16 protein-coding genes and 2 pseudogenes are annotated in these 16197 nt (G+C 73.2%); 8 read left to right on the forward strand and 10 right to left on the reverse strand.

Annotated elements, in window-relative coordinates; translation table 11 throughout:
* On the reverse strand, positions 1 to 929 hold a 929-nt coding region (locus tag ACWC94_RS39080; RefSeq protein WP_450802126.1), incomplete at its 3' end, for a maltotransferase domain-containing protein.
* Between the two features lie 108 nt (positions 930 to 1037).
* Positions 1038 to 1337 (reverse strand): DUF5133 domain-containing protein, encoded by a 300-nt coding sequence (locus tag ACWC94_RS39085; protein WP_450802128.1) that lies wholly within the window; start codon positions 1335 to 1337, stop codon positions 1038 to 1040.
* A gap of 323 nt (positions 1338 to 1660) precedes the next feature.
* Here ACWC94_RS39085 and ACWC94_RS39090 point away from each other — a divergent pair, with 323 nt between their 5' ends.
* Together ACWC94_RS39090 and glgX are read left to right on the forward strand one after the other, a co-directional pair.
* On the forward strand, positions 1661 to 2173 hold the full coding sequence (locus ACWC94_RS39090; protein WP_450802130.1) for a pep a2: 513 nt from the start codon (positions 1661 to 1663) through the stop codon (positions 2171 to 2173).
* Entirely contained in the window at positions 2170 to 4314 is a 2145-nt protein-coding gene (glgX, locus tag ACWC94_RS39095; RefSeq protein WP_450802132.1) for a glycogen debranching protein GlgX, read from the forward strand. The genes ACWC94_RS39090 and glgX overlap by 4 nt, the downstream gene beginning before the upstream one ends.
* Before the next feature lie 154 nt (positions 4315 to 4468).
* Here the strand turns inward: glgX and ACWC94_RS39100 are convergent, their stop codons facing one another.
* Positions 4469 to 5278 (reverse strand): VOC family protein, encoded by an 810-nt coding sequence (locus ACWC94_RS39100; RefSeq protein ID WP_450802133.1) that lies wholly within the window; start codon positions 5276 to 5278, stop codon positions 4469 to 4471.
* A 129-nt stretch (positions 5279 to 5407) separates the two neighbouring features.
* Here ACWC94_RS39100 and ACWC94_RS39105 point away from each other — a divergent pair, with 129 nt between their 5' ends.
* Positions 5408 to 5722, forward strand: coding sequence for an ANTAR domain-containing protein (locus ACWC94_RS39105; protein ID WP_450802135.1), 315 nt, complete (start codon positions 5408 to 5410; stop codon positions 5720 to 5722).
* Between the two features lie 60 nt (positions 5723 to 5782).
* Here the strand turns inward: ACWC94_RS39105 and ACWC94_RS39110 are convergent, their stop codons facing one another.
* Entirely contained in the window at positions 5783 to 6574 is a 792-nt protein-coding gene (locus ACWC94_RS39110) for an RNA polymerase sigma factor SigF (RefSeq protein ID WP_450802136.1), read from the reverse strand.
* A 904-nt stretch (positions 6575 to 7478) separates the two neighbouring features.
* Here ACWC94_RS39110 and ACWC94_RS39115 point away from each other — a divergent pair.
* Positions 7479 to 8003, forward strand: coding sequence for a hypothetical protein (locus ACWC94_RS39115; RefSeq protein ID WP_450802137.1), 525 nt, complete (start codon positions 7479 to 7481; stop codon positions 8001 to 8003).
* A gap of 25 nt (positions 8004 to 8028) precedes the next feature.
* On the opposite strand, the gene hemC is transcribed toward ACWC94_RS39115, so the two are convergent.
* The 4 genes and pseudogenes from hemC to ACWC94_RS39135 all read right to left on the reverse strand — a co-directional run bounded on the left by hemC (position 8029) and on the right by ACWC94_RS39135 (position 11744).
* Positions 8029 to 8970 (reverse strand): hydroxymethylbilane synthase, encoded by a 942-nt coding sequence (hemC, locus tag ACWC94_RS39120; RefSeq protein ID WP_450802139.1) that lies wholly within the window; start codon positions 8968 to 8970, stop codon positions 8029 to 8031.
* Between the two features lie 41 nt (positions 8971 to 9011).
* The gene (locus ACWC94_RS39125) at positions 9012 to 9968 is read right to left on the reverse strand and encodes an ATP-dependent DNA ligase (RefSeq protein ID WP_450802194.1); all 957 of its coding nucleotides are present in this window, start codon (positions 9966 to 9968) and stop codon (positions 9012 to 9014) included.
* 116 nt (positions 9969 to 10084) lie between these two features.
* Positions 10085 to 10487 (reverse strand): annotated as a pseudogene (locus ACWC94_RS39130) (LuxR C-terminal-related transcriptional regulator); the annotation flags it as partial.
* Positions 10488 to 10844: 357 nt separating this feature from the next.
* On the reverse strand, positions 10845 to 11744 hold the full coding sequence (locus tag ACWC94_RS39135; RefSeq protein WP_450802141.1) for an EamA family transporter: 900 nt from the start codon (positions 11742 to 11744) through the stop codon (positions 10845 to 10847).
* Positions 11745 to 11812: 68 nt separating this feature from the next.
* Here ACWC94_RS39135 and ACWC94_RS39140 point away from each other — a divergent pair, with 68 nt between their 5' ends.
* The gene (locus tag ACWC94_RS39140) at positions 11813 to 12670 is read left to right on the forward strand and encodes a LysR family transcriptional regulator (RefSeq protein WP_450802143.1); all 858 of its coding nucleotides are present in this window, start codon (positions 11813 to 11815) and stop codon (positions 12668 to 12670) included.
* Between the two features lie 123 nt (positions 12671 to 12793).
* Here ACWC94_RS39140 and ACWC94_RS39145 read toward each other — a convergent pair whose 3' ends face one another.
* Together ACWC94_RS39145 and ACWC94_RS39150 are read right to left on the reverse strand one after the other, a co-directional pair.
* Positions 12794 to 13585: an XRE family transcriptional regulator gene (locus ACWC94_RS39145; RefSeq protein WP_450802145.1), complete on the reverse strand. Its 792-nt coding sequence runs from the start codon at positions 13583 to 13585 to the stop codon at positions 12794 to 12796.
* A gap of 186 nt (positions 13586 to 13771) precedes the next feature.
* Complete coding sequence (locus tag ACWC94_RS39150; RefSeq protein ID WP_450802147.1) at positions 13772 to 14347, reverse strand: hypothetical protein; 576 nt, start codon at positions 14345 to 14347, stop codon at positions 13772 to 13774.
* Positions 14348 to 14543: 196 nt separating this feature from the next.
* Between ACWC94_RS39150 and ACWC94_RS39155 the strand changes: the two are divergent.
* From ACWC94_RS39155 to ACWC94_RS39165, 3 genes and pseudogenes are all read left to right on the forward strand, one after another.
* Positions 14544 to 14991 (forward strand): annotated as a pseudogene (locus tag ACWC94_RS39155) (MarR family winged helix-turn-helix transcriptional regulator); the annotation flags it as partial.
* Between the two features lie 298 nt (positions 14992 to 15289).
* Positions 15290 to 15670 (forward strand): DoxX family protein, encoded by a 381-nt coding sequence (locus ACWC94_RS39160; RefSeq protein ID WP_450802149.1) that lies wholly within the window; start codon positions 15290 to 15292, stop codon positions 15668 to 15670.
* Positions 15667 to 16134 carry a peroxiredoxin gene (locus ACWC94_RS39165; RefSeq protein WP_450802150.1) on the forward strand — a complete coding sequence of 156 codons (468 nt, stop codon included), beginning with the start codon at positions 15667 to 15669 and terminating at the stop codon, positions 16132 to 16134. The genes ACWC94_RS39160 and ACWC94_RS39165 overlap by 4 nt, the downstream gene beginning before the upstream one ends.
* The last annotated feature ends 63 nt before the right edge of the window (positions 16135 to 16197 follow it).

Raw genomic sequence — 16197 nt, forward strand, 5'->3', positions numbered from 1 at the left:
AAGTCGAGGGCGATCTCCAGACCCAGCTTGTGCGCCTCGCCGACGAAGTGGTCGAAGTCCTCGATCGTGCCGAGGGCGGGATGGACGGCGTCGTGCCCGCCCTCCGGCGAGCCGATCGCCCACGGCACGCCCACATCCTGCGGCCCGGCCGTGAGGGTGTTGTTGGGTCCCTTGCGGAACGTCGTACCGATGGGGTGGATCGGGGGCAGATAGACGACGTCGAAGCCCATGTCCGCGATCGGCTTCAGCCGGCGGGCGGCCGTACGGAAGGTGCCGTGCGGCTGTTCGGCGGTGCCCTCCGAGCGCGGGAAGAACTCGTACCAGGAGCCGTACAGGGCACGTTCACGCTCCACCAGCAGCGGCATCGGATCGGACGCCGTGACCAGCTCCCGCAACGGATGGCGGGCCAGCACCGCGTCCACCTCCGGGGCCAGCGCCGCCGCGAGGCGCTCGTGCACGGACAGGGAGTCGTCACCGAGGGCCTGCGCGGCGGCGAGGACGGCGTTCCGCTCCGGGCCCTTCGGCACTCCGGCGGCCGCCCGCTCGTACAGCTCGGCCCCCTCCTCCAGCACCAGCCCGATGTCGATCCCGGCCGGCACCTTCACCGAGGCGGTGTGCCGCCAGGTCGCCAGCGGATGACTCCAGGCCTCCACCCGGAAGGTCCACCGGCCTGTCGCGTCCGGGGTGATCTCCGCGCCCCAGCGGTCACTGCCGGGGGACAGCTCGTGCATCGGCGTCCACGGGCCACGTCGGCCCTTCGGATCACGCAGGACCACATTGGCGCCCACGGCATCGTGCCCTTCGCGGAACACGGTGGCCGTCACCTGGAACGTTTCCCCGGCCACCGCTTTCGCCGGGCGCCTGCCGCACTCCACGGCCGGCCGTACGTCACGTACCGGTACACGGCCGATGGCCGGGGTCCTGCGCATGTATCTCACCTCCGCCGTGCGCGAAGCCGGGCACCTGGCCCGGCTTCGCGATCCGAGACGGGGCCGACCGACGTCGGTCCCGTGGGGAACGCCTTGTACGGTGCCAGGTCAGGGGCTTGGCGCCGTGGAACGCCGCTCCGGTGGCGGCGCTCTTCTGGCCGACCGGCGCGACCGCGGCCGTCCGTCCTGCTCGCGCAGGTAGGTGACCAGATTGGTGCGCAGATAGCGCTCGGCGGCGTCCGCGGCCTCGCGGGCGCAGCGTTTGCCCATCAGCACGCACAGTGTGTAGCCCGAGTCCTCGAAGGTGCCCCGGACCGTGCGGTCGTGGGGCGAGGCGAGCATCACGCGCTCCCACGCCCGGTAACGCCGCAACGCCCGGGCCACTTCGGCCTTGGCGGGTAGCAGCATTGCCCTCTTCACCTTCCACGCTCTCGACTGGGCGCGTTCCCGACGGTCGGGTGGTGTCCGCGCGCGGAAGGGCACGGCACCGTTACGGCGATCGAGGCTTTCACTTATGGTGCACGCACGACGACGCAGCGTCTTGTTGGAGCTTCAACCACGGGCGGTGTCGGGTGCTCATGTTGCACGAATGGCGTAGTGCCCTCACCGTGGAGGTGACTCAGAAGCGCTCAGTGCTCACGCTGTGTGTCCGGGCTGTCCGGACGGGCATCCGGGATCCCTCCCGGACGGGCGAGGGGAGCGAGAGCTTCGCCGGTGAGGAGCAAGCGACGATGAAGACCGCAGTGCCCTGCTACTACCACCTCGACGTGGAAGTCAGCCCGGAACGGGTGGGACAGGTCAGCCGCATCCTGGCCGCCCACCTCCGCTACTGGGACCTCGAGAACCTCACGGTCCCCGTCTGCCGCGGCGCCGAACTGCTGCTGCGGGCGATCGACCAGCACGCCAACGACAAGCGCACGTCGATCGAGATGTGGTGGAACGGCCAGCACCTCATCACCGCGTTCGGGGACGACGACCCGGATCTGCGCCCCGACCAGGACCTGCGGGCTCCTCTCGCCGACATCGCCGCCATGAGCGACGGCTGGGGCTGCTGCGCCTCCGACACCGGAGCCAAGATCATCTGGTTCTCGCAGCGCGCCCGCGCCGGCCAGCGCGTCCCGCTGGTGCCGACCGCCCCCGCGCCCACGCTGCGGACGGGGCGCCAAGTGCCGCGCACCGACCCCGTCGTGGTGCTGGCCGCTCCCGCGCCCGCCGGTGACCACGCCCTGGAGGGCAGCCGGTGACCGCCCGCAGGAGAAGGAAAGGGCTGCCCGTGTGGAGCGGGCAGCCCTACCCGTTGGGTGCCGCGTTCGACGGACAGGGCACCAACTTCGCCCTGTTCAGCGAGGTGGCCGAGCGGGTCGAGGTGGTCCTCGTCGACGACGCGGGCAAGGGGACGCCGGTACGGCTGCACGAGGTCGACGGGTTCGTCTGGCACGCCTATCTGCCCGGCATCGCCCCGGGGCAGCGCTACGGCTACCGGGTGCACGGCCCCTGGCAGCCCTCGCTCGGCCACCGGTGCAATCCGGCGAAGCTGCTGCTCGACCCGTACGCCCGGGCCGTCGACGGCCAGATCGACAACCACGCCTCGCTGTACGAGCGGGCCCCGGACGGCCCCGCCCCCGCCGACAGCGCCGGGCACTCCATGCTGGGCGTGGTCACCGACCCGTACTTCGACTGGGGCGACGACCGCCCGCCCAGGACGCCGTACTCGGACTCGGTGATCTACGAAGCCCATGTACGCGGCCTGACCCGTACCCACCCCGACGTCCCCGAGCGGCTGCGCGGCACCTACGCCGGCCTCGCGCACCCCGCCGTGATCGAGCACCTGACCTCGCTCGGCGTGACCGCGGTGGAGCTGATGCCGGTGCACCAGTTCGTGCAGGACGGTGTGCTCCAGGACCGGGGCCTGTCCAACTACTGGGGCTACAACACCATCGGCTTCTTCGCCCCGCACAACGCCTACGCCGCCTTCGGCACCCGGGGCCAGCAGGTCAACGAGTTCAAGGCCATGGTGAAGGCGCTGCACGCGGCCGGCCTCGAAGTCATCCTCGACGTGGTCTACAACCACACCGCCGAGGGCAATGAGATGGGCCCGACCCTGTCCTTCCGCGGCATCGACAACGCCTCCTACTACCGCCTGGTCGACGGCGACTGGGCGCACTACTACGACACCACCGGCACCGGCAACAGCCTGCTGATGCGGCACCCCTACGTGCTGCAGCTGATCATGGACTCGCTGCGCTACTGGGTCACCGAGATGCACGTCGACGGCTTCCGCTTCGACCTCGCGGCCACGCTGGCCCGGCAGTTCCACGAGGTGGACCGGCTCTCGGCCTTCTTCGACCTGATCCAGCAGGACCCGGTGATCAGCCGCGTCAAGCTCATCGCCGAACCCTGGGACGTGGGCGAGGGCGGCTACCAGGTGGGCAACTTCCCGCCACTGTGGTCGGAGTGGAACGGCAAGTACCGCGACGCCGTCCGGGACTTCTGGCGGGGCGAGCCCGGCTCGCTCGGCGAGTTCGCCTCCCGGCTGACCGGCTCCTCGGACCTGTACCAGCACAGCAGGCGCCGGCCGCGCGCCAGCGTCAACTTCGTCACCGCGCACGACGGCTTCACCCTGCGCGACCTCGTGTCGTACAACGACAAGCACAACGCGGCCAACGGTGAGGACGGCCGGGACGGCGAGAGCCACAACCGGTCCTGGAACTGCGGTGTGGAGGGCGAGACCCGCGACCCCGCCGTCCTCGAACTGCGCGCCCGCCAGCAGCGCAACCTGCTCGCCACGCTGCTGCTCTCGCAGGGCATCCCGATGCTCTGCCACGGCGACGAACTCGGCCGCACCCAGCAGGGCAACAACAACGCCTACTGCCAGGACAACGAGATCTCCTGGATCGACTGGGAACTGACGGAGGACCAGCGGGCCCTCACCGACTTCACCCGGCACCTGATCGCCCTGCGCGCCGCGCACCCGGTCCTGCGCCGCCGCCGCTTCTTCTGCGGCGAGACCGCGACCAACGCCGAGCAGCCGCTGCCGGACCTGATGTGGCTCAGGCCCGACGCCGGCGAGATGACCGACCGGGACTGGCAGCGCGATGACGCGCACTCGATGGGCGTCTTCCTCAACGGCGACGCCATCGCCGAGCGCGACCCCTACGGGCGCCGCATGGTCGACGACTCCTTCCTGCTGCTGATCAACGGCTACTGGGAACCGGTCGACTTCCGCCTGCCCGACAACTCCTTCGGTGAACGCTGGACCACCGTGATCGACACCGCCGACCCCGACGGCATCCCCGACGAACGCGAACGGAAGGCCGGCACGAGGCTGCGCGTGGAGGCACGCAGTCTGGTTCTCCTGTCGCGGCCGTCGCGCGCGGCGAGCTAGTTCCGTTCGGATCGGGTCGGACCCGGGCTGATCCGAACGCCCCCCGGGTGCCCGGCCGCGGGCCCGTCGTGGCCGGTCGCGCCCACGCGGCGAAGCCGCCGCGGTGCCGTCCGCTTCGAGGCGCCGTCGCCGCCGCGGTCAGCCGCCCGCGCGGTCAGCGCGCCCGGTGGGACGTCACCGTGAACTGAGCCCCGTCGACATCCCGCAGGATCGCCTCGGTCTCGTCCTCGCTCAGCACGCTGCCGCCGTGCTTCTCCGCCGCCCGCGCACACCCCGGTACGTCCGCGACGGCGAAGTGGACCTGCCAGTGCGGCCGCACGGAGGGATCCGGTGCCGACTCCACCGCGCCCGAGTCGATCCGCGCCACGATGTCGCCCTCGCTGCGCAGCACCACCTCGCCGCCCTCGTACTCCACCTCGCAGCAGCCCGGCAGCCCGGACGCCCAGTCGAGGATCTCGCCGTAGAACAGCGCGGCGTCGAAGGCGTCACGGGTGTGCAGCCGGATGAACGTCGGCGACGCCCGCCGCCAGGCCTCCCAGTTGCCGACCAGTTCCCCCTGCCAGATGCCGAAGGTCGCCCCGTCCCGGTCGGCGAGCAGCGCGGCCCGGCCCGGCGGGAAGGACAGCGGGCCGACGGCGGCCGTACCGCCGCGCTCGCGGGCCCGGGCGACCGCCACGTCGGCGTCCGGCACGGCGAAGTACGGCGTCCAGGCCACCGCCATCTGCCACATGGCGGCGACCGCGGCGATCCCCGCCACCGGCACCCCGTCCGCCAGCGCGATACGGAAGTGCTCGCCGAGCTTGGCGCCGCGCCAGCGCCAGCCGAGGACGGCCGAGTAGAAGTCCTGGGTGGCCCCGAGGTCACGGCTGGTCAGGCTCACCCAGCAGGGGGCACCGAAGACGGAGTGCGTGGAGACGATGTCGCGCCTCCGCGGTCCACCGCTGACAGGGGCGTTGTGGTTCATGGCAGTCGCGTCCTGCTCTCGGGGCCGGGCGGCCACCGGTCTGGGACCAGTCTCCAACCGGAAGGGGGTGGAGTGCCCGTCGAGTACCCCCGGTGGCACCGGTCCAGGCCGCCGAGGGACGATGGGGGCATGGGAGCGAGCGAGCCGGAACAGATCGCCGAGCTGCAGGCACAGGTCGACCAGCTGAAGGAAGCCGTCGCATCCCACGCCGTCGTCGACCAGGCCATCGGGATGGTGGTGGCCCTGGGCCGAGTGACCCCGGACGAGGGCTGGGAGATCCTCAAGGAGGTCTCCCAGCACACCAACATCAAGCTGCGCAACATCGCGGAGTTGATCCTCATCTGGGGCCGCCGCGGTGACATTCCGCCCGACATCAGCGCCGCGCTGGAGGACGCCCTGGACCGGTACGGGCCCACGCAGGTGCCCGGGACCGCGCAGGAGTGAGGGCAGGAGTGAGAGGGCGGGGGTTTCGGGGGGCCGTGGTTCTCGCGGCCCGGCGCCGGATCAGCGGGCCTCGGCGAGCAGCTCCTCGCGCATCCGGTCGAAGCAGGCGCTGAGCAGTCGGGAGACGTGCATCTGTGAGATGCCGAGCTGCTCGGCGATGCGGCTCTGCGTCATCCCGCCGAAGAACCGCAGGTAGAGGATGGTGCGCTCGCGTTCCGGCAGCGCATCCAGGCACGGCTTGACGGCGGCCCGGTCGACCACGAGGTCGTACCCGGGGTCGGGGGCGCCGAGCGAGTCCCCGAGGGCGTAGCCGTCGGTGCCGGCCACCTCGGCGTCCAGGGACAGCGCGGAGAAGCACTCCAGCGCCTCCATCCCGGTGCGCACCTCGTCCTCGCTGAGCCGCGTGTACGCGGCGATCTCCGCCACGGACGGCGGGCGGCCCGAGGTGCTCTGGGAGAGTTCCTTCGTGGCGCTGCGGACCCGGTTGCGCAGGTCCTGTACCCGGCGGGGCACGTGCAGGGTCCACATGTGGTCGCGGAAGTGGCGCTTGATCTCACCGGTGATGGTGGGCACCGCGTACGCCTCGAAGGCGCGACCGCGCTCCGGGTCGTAGTGGTCGACGGCCTTCACGAGACCGAGGGCAGCCACCTGGTACAGGTCCTCGAGGGACTCCCCACGGCCGCGGAACCGCACAGCGATCCGTTCGGCCATGGGCAGCCACAGCCGGACCAGCTCGTCACGCAGCGCCCGCCGCTCGGAACCGTCGGGCAGCCGCGCGAGCCGCTCGAAGGACTCCGCCGTGTCGGGGGCGTCATCGTGAGGATGGGGGGACGTGGTGCCGGTCACACGCATCGTGCGCACCTCTCTCAGGTGCTGGATGGACAGACACCGTGGGAGGTGCGCTCGGACCATGGAAAGGACACCGGGGCGTCCGGCGACGCCGGCTCCCACGGACGTGCCTCCTGTCCGAAGCACTGACGTTCCTTTTCCCGCACAGGGACATCATCAAACAAATGGGTGCAAACAGGATGCGTCTGGACTGCGTACGGCAGAGACGGCCGGCGGACCGTGCCGGCACCCCCGATGCCGCCAGGGAGCCGGGAGCCGGGAGCCGGGAGCCGGGAGCCCGGGCGGCGGGGCGTGCCGCGGGGCGGGTTTCCGGTCCGGCCCAGCCAGTGGAGGGGGGCGAGACGGAGTCACCCGCCAGGTGCGCTGCAGCCGACCGCACCGCCCGAGAACCGCTCGACGGACCTCGTCTCGCGTACCGGCGTCCGGGACATCAACGCCGTCCGCCCGGCCACCGGCACGGCCGTCCTGGTCACCATCCACTGCGAGGGCGAGACGGACCGGTACTGCGACCGGGTGGGCCCGATGTGCCGCGGCCTCACCGAGGACCAGGTGCCGGCACCCCGATCACGCTGGGGGACGTCTTCCGAGCCGACGCGCCGTGCGGCCTCCTGCGCGGCGCGTCCGCGTGTCCCGCCGCCGCCCTTGCCGTCCTGGCGGTGGCCGTTGCCCCCGGTGTCACCGTGGACTCCCCGGTGCCCGGCCGGGCGGGGCCGGTGATCTTGCCGCGGACGTGATGTGCGGCACGCGCGCGTACCCTCTCCGAAGGCACCGTGAACGGATTCTTCCTGGGCAGCGCTTGATCACCGATCAAAGCGGGCGAACCCCCTGGCCACAGCGCATTCTGCTCATTTGACAGTGCCCTCGACGCACAGATAGACAGCAGCTCTCGAAGGTCGAGAGGGGCACTGTGTACGAGCCGAACGTGGTCGGGGACTGGCACGAGTACGACGAGCATGCCGGTCTGCGGGTCCGCGTCCACCGCCTGGAGGCGACCGAGCCGCCACGCGGACGCGACGACGCCGCTGCCGGGCTGACGTACTTCAGCGTCCGGGTGACGGTCGAGAACCGCGGCGCGCGGCCCCTGGGCATCCACCTGGAGGACGGCCAGCTCGACGTCCGGGTCGGCCCCGACGGCGAGGGCGCCTTCATCGACTGGCGGAACTCCCAGTTCATCGAGGGCTTCGACGTCTACCCCCTGCGCCGCGCCACCGCCGTCCTCTACGCCGCCGCCCCCGAGGCCCACCTCACCCACGTGGACGTACAGGTGCAGCTGCGGGTGGACGACGAGTGGGCCGACCGCCGGCTGTGGACCGGCGGCATCGGCGTCCTGGAGGCGGCCCCGGCGGCCGCCCCCACGGCCGCCGGACAGGGCGGCCTGGCCCACCAGGTCAGCGCCTTCCTGCGGGACCAGACGGAGCCCGGCACCGCCTGACACGGGCGGCGACGGGGCCGTACGGTCAGTGCGGGATGCCGTCGATGATCTCCCGGGCCCCCTGCCGCAGCAGCGCCACCGCGACCGACGTGCCGAGGGTGGCCGGATCGAGCCGGCCCGCCCACTCGTGGGCGTTCAGCCTGGTCTTGCCGTCCGGTGTGAAGACGCAGGCCCGCAGGGACAGTTCCCCGCCGCGGTCGACACGCGCGTAGCCGGCGATGGGGCTGTTGCAGTGGCCCTGCAGCACGTGCAGGAACATCCGCTCGGCCGTCGCCTCCCGGTGGGTGTCCGGGTCGCCGAGCCCGCTGACGGCGTCGATGAGGTCGGTGTCGTCCTCCCGGCACTGCAGGGCGAGGATGCCCGCGCCGATCGGCGGCATCATCGTGTCCGGCGACAGCACCTCGCTGATCACGTCCGTCCGGCCGATCCGCTCCAGCCCGGACACCGCCAGCAGCAGCGCGTCCGCGTCCCCGGCGGCCAGTTTCTCCAGCCGCCGGTTGGCGTTGCCGCGGAACGGCACGCACTGAAGATGCGGGTGCGTGGCGGCCAGTTGGGCCACCCGACGCACCGAGGAGGTACCGATCCGGGTGCTGGCGGGCAACGCGTCCAGGGTGAGACCGCCCGGGTGCACCAGGGCGTCGCGGATGTCGTCCCGCTTCAGGAACGCGGCGAACACCGTCCCGGCGGGCAACGGCCGGTCGGCGGGCACGTCCTTGACGCAGTGCACCGCGAGGTCGGCCTCGCCGGCCAGCAGTGCGGCGTCCACCTCCTTGGTGAACGCCCCCTTGCCCTCGACCTTGGACAGATCGCCGAGCCACTTGTCGCCGGTGGTCTTCACCGGCACGACCTCGGTGCGAACACCGGGGTGCAGGACGGCCAACTCGGCCCGGACCCGCTCCACTTGGGCCAGGGCCATGGGGGAGTCACGGGAGACGATACGGATCAGTTCGGGAACCGGCATGCGCACACGATAGACCCACACGCCCGAGCCGGACTCGACGCCCGGTCTCAGCCGAAGCCCTCGGGCAGGTCCGCCGCCGACTCCTCCGGTGTCAGATCGGGGCGCAGCCGCAGCCAGGAGGGCTGGCGCAGCAGCCCGGCGCGGGTACGGGTGCTGTAGTTGACCTCGCCCACCAGCCGCGGCAGCACCCAGCGGGCGTCCGGGACCCGCGGGACGGGGTCGAAGGGGCACCGGCTGCTCGCGGCGTCCTCCAGCAGCCGGGCCAGTTGGGTCCGCTCCGCCCCGCTCCAGCCGGTGCCCACCCCACCGACGTACCGCAGCCGGCCGCCCGCGTCGCGCTGTCCGACCAGCACCGCGCCGGGCAGTCCGGCGAGCCGCCCCTTGCCGGGCAGCCAACCGCCGACGATCACGTCCTCGGCGCGCATGTTCCGGATCTTGATCCAGGCGCGGGAGCGCACGCCGGGCTCGTACACCGAGTCCAGCCGCTTGCACACCAGGCCCTCCAGGCCGTGTTCCCTGGTCGCCGCGAGCGCCTCGGCACCGTGCCCGGTCACCGCGCCCGGAGTCGACCAGTACGGCCCGGCCGGCCCGAGGTCCTCCAGCCGCGCGCGCCGCCGTACGTACGGCAGCCGCACCAGGGATTCCTCCAGGTACGGCACGTCGAACAGCACCAGGTGCACCGGCACCAGGGCGGCCCGCCGGGCCGCCCGCGCGGGGGCGTGCGCGAGACCCATCCGGCTCTGCAGCAACTGGAAGTCGGCTCGTCCCCGCTCGTCCAGGGCCAGCACCTCGCCGTCCAGCACGGCGGGCGTGGTGCCCAGCGCGCCGCCGAGCGGGCGCAGTTCGGGATAGGCCCCGGTGATGTCCTCGCCAGAACGGGCGCGCAGGAGCACGCTGCCGTCGCCGGGGAGATAGACCATCACCCGCTGCCCGTCCTGCTTGGTCTCGTACGCCCACCGCTGGTCCTCAGCCGCGGGCGGCAGGGTACCGGGGGTGGCGAGCATCGGCGCGATGAGCGGCAGGGGTACGGCGGTCACGGCTGAAGGTCTCGACCGCTCCCGGCGGCCTCACGCGCCTTCGGCCGCCGGTTCCCCTGAACGGGCCCGGGCGGCCGGCGGCGTCAAGTGTGACGCGGATGGGCCGGCACGGCCGGCTCCCGGCGGTGTCCGCTGCCGCTCGGGGGCAGGCCCAGCTTCAGGAAGACGTTGCCCATGTGCTTGCTGACGCAGCGTTCGGTGAGGACGAGCGTGCGGGCGATGGTGGCGTTGGCGTGGCCTTCGGCCATCAGCCGCAGTACCTCCCGCTCGCGCCGGGTGAGCGTGTCCAGGGGAGTGCCGTCGCGGCGGCTCATCAACTCCGTCACCCTCGGGGTCGAGAGCCGTGCCGCCCCGCGCGACCCGTCCGAGCGCGTCGAGGAACTCGTCGACGCAGCCCACGCGGCCCTTGAGCAGGTAGCCCACCCCGCGGGCGCCGCCGCTCAGCAGTTCGACGGCGTACGACTCCTCGACGTACCGCGAGAGGACCGGCGAGTGGGCGGACTTCACTCACCGAACGTCACCACGACCTTCTCCGCGACCCCCGGCGTGAGGGCCGGCCGAAAGGCCCGGTCGGCCTCGCCGAACGGCACCCGGTGGCTGATCGGCCGGGCTCGCCGTGGCCGGTACGCGCCGCCACGAGGGCCGCGACGGCACGCTCCGCTGTCGTCGGCGACCAACCCCACCCGCCCCCGCCCAGGCGGCTCCCCGTCCGCGCAACGGCCGCCGGAGCGGATGCGGCTGCGCTCTCCGGCCGGGCTGGAGGGCGCTCGCCTGGACCACCGACTCGGCCTCGCCGCACGGGACTTCGCGCCCCGGGTCGGCTCGCCGCCGTCGGCCGCAGGGTCAGGCTCGCTTCGTCGCGATGCTCACCGCGTTGGCCAGCACCACCGCCCCGATGCCCGCCCACTCCGCGCCGCCCAGGGCCTGGCCGAGCACCACCCAGCCGACCACGACGGCCAGGACCGGGTTGACGCTCATGAACAGGCCGAACGTCTGCGCGGGTATATGACGTAGCGTCAGCAGGTCGGTCAGGTACGGCACGGCCGAGGAGAGGACGCCGGCCGTCACCGCGCACAGCACCGCACCGGGCGTCGGGGGATGGCGCAGCGCGACGGCGATGCCGGCGGGCAGGAAGGCCAGCGCGGAGACCGTCGAGGCCGCCGCCGCGCCCTGTGCCCCGGGTGTGCGCCGTCCGACGAGCCGGTTGAGCAGGATGTACGACGCCCAGCAGCACGCGGCGACCAGGCCGAGGGCCATGCCGGTGTAGTCGGCGGAGGGGCGCGGCCGCATCAGGACCACGACTCCGGCCGCGGCGAGCACCGCGCAGCCCGCGTCCAGCCGGCGCCTCGACGCGGCCAGCGCGACGGCGAGCGGCCCGAGGAACTCCAGGGTCACCGCGAGGCCCAGGCCGATCCGGTCGACGGCGCTGTACAGACTGAGGTTCATCGCGCCGAACACCCCGGCCAGCAGCAGGACCGGCCACCACTGCCGCCAGGTGAAGGTCCGCAGCCGGGGCCGGCCCACGGCGAGCAGGACGACAGCGGCTACGTACTGGCGTACGGCGACCACCCCGAGAGGACCGAGGACCGGGAAGGCCAGGGCGCCGACCGCGGCGCCGGTCTGGTTGGACAGGCCGCTGCCGGCCATGGCGGCCACACCGGCGAGCCGCCGGGCCTTCGGCGGGGACGGGGTCGTGGTGGCCGCGGGCACGGCCGCGGCGGAGCGTTCGAGGGCGCGTCGCATGGCTGGATGGTGCGCCGCCCGCACCCTTGCGCAAAATGCATGGAACCTTCCGTCTATACGCTGAACGTATGGATCGAGTCGAGCTGCGGCAGCTGCGGTGCCTCGTGGCGATCGTGGACGAGGGAACCTTCACGGACGCCGCGATCGCCCTGGGCGTCTCCCAGGCCGCCGTCTCCCGCACCCTCGCCTCCCTCGAAGGGGCCCTGGGGGTACGGCTGCTGCGGCGCACCTCGCGCGAGGTGACCCCGACCGCGACCGGGCTGCGGGTGGCGGCGCAGGCCCGGCGGGTGCTGGCGGACGTCGAAGCCCTGGTCCAGGAGGCGGCCTCGGGGCACACCCGGCTGCGGATCGGCTACGCCTGGTCGGCGGTCGGCCGTCACACCGTCGCCTTCCAGCGGCGCTGGACCGCCGCCCGTCCCGGGATCGATCTGCATCTCGTCCGTGTCAACACGGCGTCCGCCGGCCTCGGTGAGGGTGCCTGCGACGTCGCGGTGGTGCGCCGGCCGCTGGCGGACCGGCGGTTCGACACGGCCATCGTGGGCCTGGAGCGGCGGCTGTGCGCCATGGCCGCCGACGATCCGCTGGCCCGGCGCCGGTCCGTACGGCTGGCCGACCTCACCGGGCGGATCCTCCTCGTCGACCGGCGTACCGGCACCACCACCCCTGAGCTGTGGCCGCCGGACGCCCGTCCCGCCGTCGAGGACACGCACGACGTCGACGACTGGCTCACGGTCATCGCCGCCGGACGCGGCATCGGTGTCACCGCCGAGTCGACCGCGAACCAGTACCCGCGGCCCGGAGTCGTCTACCGGCCGGTGCGCGACGCCGAGCCGGTCGCCGTACGGCTCGCCTGGTGGCGCGACGACCCGCACCCGGCCCTGCAGGCGGTCCTCGAACTGCTCACCGAGCTGTACCGGACCGCCTGAGGCGCCCGTTCGCAGCCGGGCCGAACACGCGGGCAAGGGGAAGAGCGCCGTGAGTCCGTCAAGTCCTGGCGCGGGGGCAAGACCCTCGAGGAGATCGAGGTGCTACGCCGGCAGGTGCGCCTGTCACCCCTGGGCGTCCGGCTCCGGCTCCGCGTCCAGGCCCGTGCACGCCAGCTCCCCGTCCACCTCGGCGCACGCCTCCACGCCCCGCGGCGAGGACACCGAGAGCATGGGGCTGCTGTTCCCGGCCGGGTCGTCCGCCGGGTAGCGGGCCGACAGCACGTCCTGGCCTGCCCGCACCGACACCTCGCGAGCCTTGGCCGACCGCAGCCGCACCTGGGACCAGGCGGTGCCGCAGGCCGGTGAGTAGCGCAGCAGGACGGTGTAGGCGGGGCCGGTGACCGTGCTCGTGGTTCGCGCGTCCCGGGCGCACGCCGACGCGTCGGGCAACGCGCCCTGGCACGACCGGCCGTGACAGCGCGGCACCGCCGGCAGGTGCTGCGCGGCGGGCGCGCTGTCCGGGCGGTCGGACAGGGCGACGGCGGCGGTCACCGCCGTCGCCGCCCCGAACAGCGCGAGCGCGGACAACGGCAGCCAGGACGCACGCCACGACGGGAACCGTCTGGACAGCCGCCATCGGCCGGGCTTTTCGGGTGCGGTCGTGGGCGGGTGCACTTCCGCGGCCTCCCAGAGGGCCAGTACGGCGTCGGGATCGGTGCCGGCGAGGCGGCAGAGCGCCTCCACGGCGGGTCTGGGCGGCGGCGCGCCGCCGGACAGATAGCGGTGCCACGCGGACTTGCTGTACGGAGTGCGCGCGGCCAGCGCCGCCAGGCTCAGCCCCGTACGGTCCTTCAGCTCGCGCAGTCCTGCCACCAGTGGCTCGTCCGGCGTGGTCGCTGCTTGGGGGTGCCGCATCGTGCGTCCTCGACTCCCTTTCCGCTATGGGCGTTTTCGCCCCTGTTGCCGGAATGACTTCCCGGGAGTGCGGCGCCCGCAACACCTCGTGAGGTAGGAGGAAGGTCAAGTACGGACGTGCCGAAGGCCCGTTCGGGGGTCGTCGAACGGGCCTTCGGTGACTTGTGGTGCGGCGGTGATGTGCCGTCAGCACCAGGGGAGGGCGCGGTCGGCGCGGACGTAGCGCGCCGAGACGTAGCCCCGGTGGTGCGAGAGCCGGTACCAGGTGTGGTTCCCGTACACCGAGGAGCCGCGCGTCCTGCAGGCGAGCGTCAGGTGCCGGCCCGTGTGCCGGTGGCCGATCACCCGGTAGCCGGTCCCCGGCCCGGAGCGGACGTTGAGCCGGGCGTGCCGGGTGGTGACGCGGCCGGTGACGGGCCGCAGGGGGCGGTAGGGCACCCACCGCGCCACGAGGCGGTACTGCAGGCGGTACGGCGCCGCGTACGGGGTGAAGCGGTGGGCCGTCGTCCGCGGGGCGGAGCGGTACGCGGCTCCCTGGGGCGTGTGGCGGTGCACGCGGTGCGCCTGGTGCCTGCGGAGGTGGACGCGGTGGTGGACGCGGTGCGTGACGTGGGTGCGGTGGTGGGCGTCGTCCTGGGTGACGGCGCTGGGCGCCGGGTGCTGGGTGGTGGCGCTCGCCGCGGCGATCCCCGCCGCTGTGGGCAGGAACGCGAGCACCGCGACCGTGGCCAGCAGTCCGCTCTTGAGGGTCCGTCGGATCATGGAAACCTCCGGCTTTCGTTCTCGTGACCACGAGCAGTGATCACGACAGCCAGCGTTTCCGTGACGGACCGTCGCCATGCCGTCCCGCCGTCCCCGGGGACGGCCGGGACGTCCCCGGGACGGGTGCGCGTGCCGCCGGGGGTCCGCTGACGGCGGGGCGGAACCTACTTGGCTCAGGCCCCTCGCGTGCCCGGAGATCACCGAGATCGAGCGCGCCCTGACGCGCATCACCTGTTCAGCACCCGGGCCCGGCAGCATGAGCGGCTGATGGCGCCGGCCGGTGTGCCGCTGGACCGGGCCGCGGTGGCGCTCCTCCGGCAGATCGCCGACTCCGAACCGCTGCGGCCGGGGGGCTGGCGCAGCGCCTGGGCGTGGAGGCCTCCCACGTCACGCGGACCGTGCGGCGACTGCAGCGGGCCGGACACGTCACGCGCGTCCCGGACCCCGTCGACCGGCGGGCTCAGCGGATCCAGCTGACCGACGCGGGCCGGGAGGCCGTCGACCCTGATTCGCGAGGCCGGGGCCCGGGGAAGCGGCTCGCCCTCGCCGACCGGCGGTCCGCGGACCTGCGGCAGACGGCGACCCTCTTCCACCGCATGGTCGACGACTTCCTCACGTACACGATCGACGAGGACCCCGGCCGAGAGACGGACGACACCGTCGCCACGGCGGGACGACCGAGACCCCGCGCCAACGGGCCACGGTTACTTCCGTACGGCGTGGGGCCGGGGCTGTGCGGCAAGGGGTCACCGCCATCCCCGTCGCGGTTCGAGGCCCCGCGGCAACGGGCCGCCGTTGCTTCCGCAGGGCGTGAGGTCGAGGTCGCGTGGCGGCGGGGCGCCGTCGCGCCTCGCCGTGGCGGAAGGCTGCCTCCTGTGGCAGTGGACCACCCCGCGCCTACCGTCCAGTAATATCCGGCCGCAGGTCACCACAGGAGGAACCGTGCCCCGCTCCGAACGCTCGCCCCTGCTGCTCGCCGGCCTGCTGGCCGCAGCCGGAGTCGCCCACTTCGCCAGCCCGCGCCCCTTCGACTCCACCATCCCGCGACGGCTGCCCGGCTCGCCCAGGGCATGGACGTACGGCAGCGGAGCCGTGGAGCTGGCGCTCGCCGCCGGGATCGCCGCACCCCGGACGCGCGCGGTCGCCGCGAAAGCGGCCGCGGCTTTCTTCGTCGGGGTGTTCCCGGCGAACGTACAGATGGCCGTTGACTGGCGGCACCGGCCCGCACCGCTGCGGACGGCCGCCCTCGCGCGGCTGCCCCTGCAGGTGCCGCTGGTGCTGTGGGCGCGAGGAGTCGCCCGTAACGGAGAGGGACGGTCATGACGGAACGCATCGAGGTCGGGGACAAGGCCGAGGACTTCGCCCTCCCCGACGAGACCGGCACCACCCGCCGGCTCACCGAGCTGCTGGCCGACGGCCCGGTCGTGCTCTTCTTCTACCCGGCCGCGCTCACCCCCGGCTGCACCGCCGAGGCCTGCCACTTCCGCGACCTCGCCGCCGAATTCGCCGCCGTCGGCGCCCGGCCCGTCGGCATCAGCGGCGACGGCGTCGACAAGCAGCAGGAGTTCGCCGGCCGGCACGGCCTCGGCATGCCCCTGCTCTCCGACGCCGACGGCACGGTCCGGGAGCGGTTCGGCGTCCGGCGCGGCTTCTCCCTCGCCCCCACCAAGCGCGTCACCTTCGTGATCGCCCAGGACCGCACGGTGCTGGAGATCGTCCGCAGCGAACTGCGCATGAACACCCACGCCGACCGGGCCCTCGCCGCCCTGCGCGCCCACAAGGGCTGATCCGCCCCCTGCGCGCCGGATGCGGGGGACCGGTCCCGCGCTTGATGCGCCGGGGCAATCGGA

This window comes from Streptomyces sp. NPDC001135, assembly GCF_053598395.1.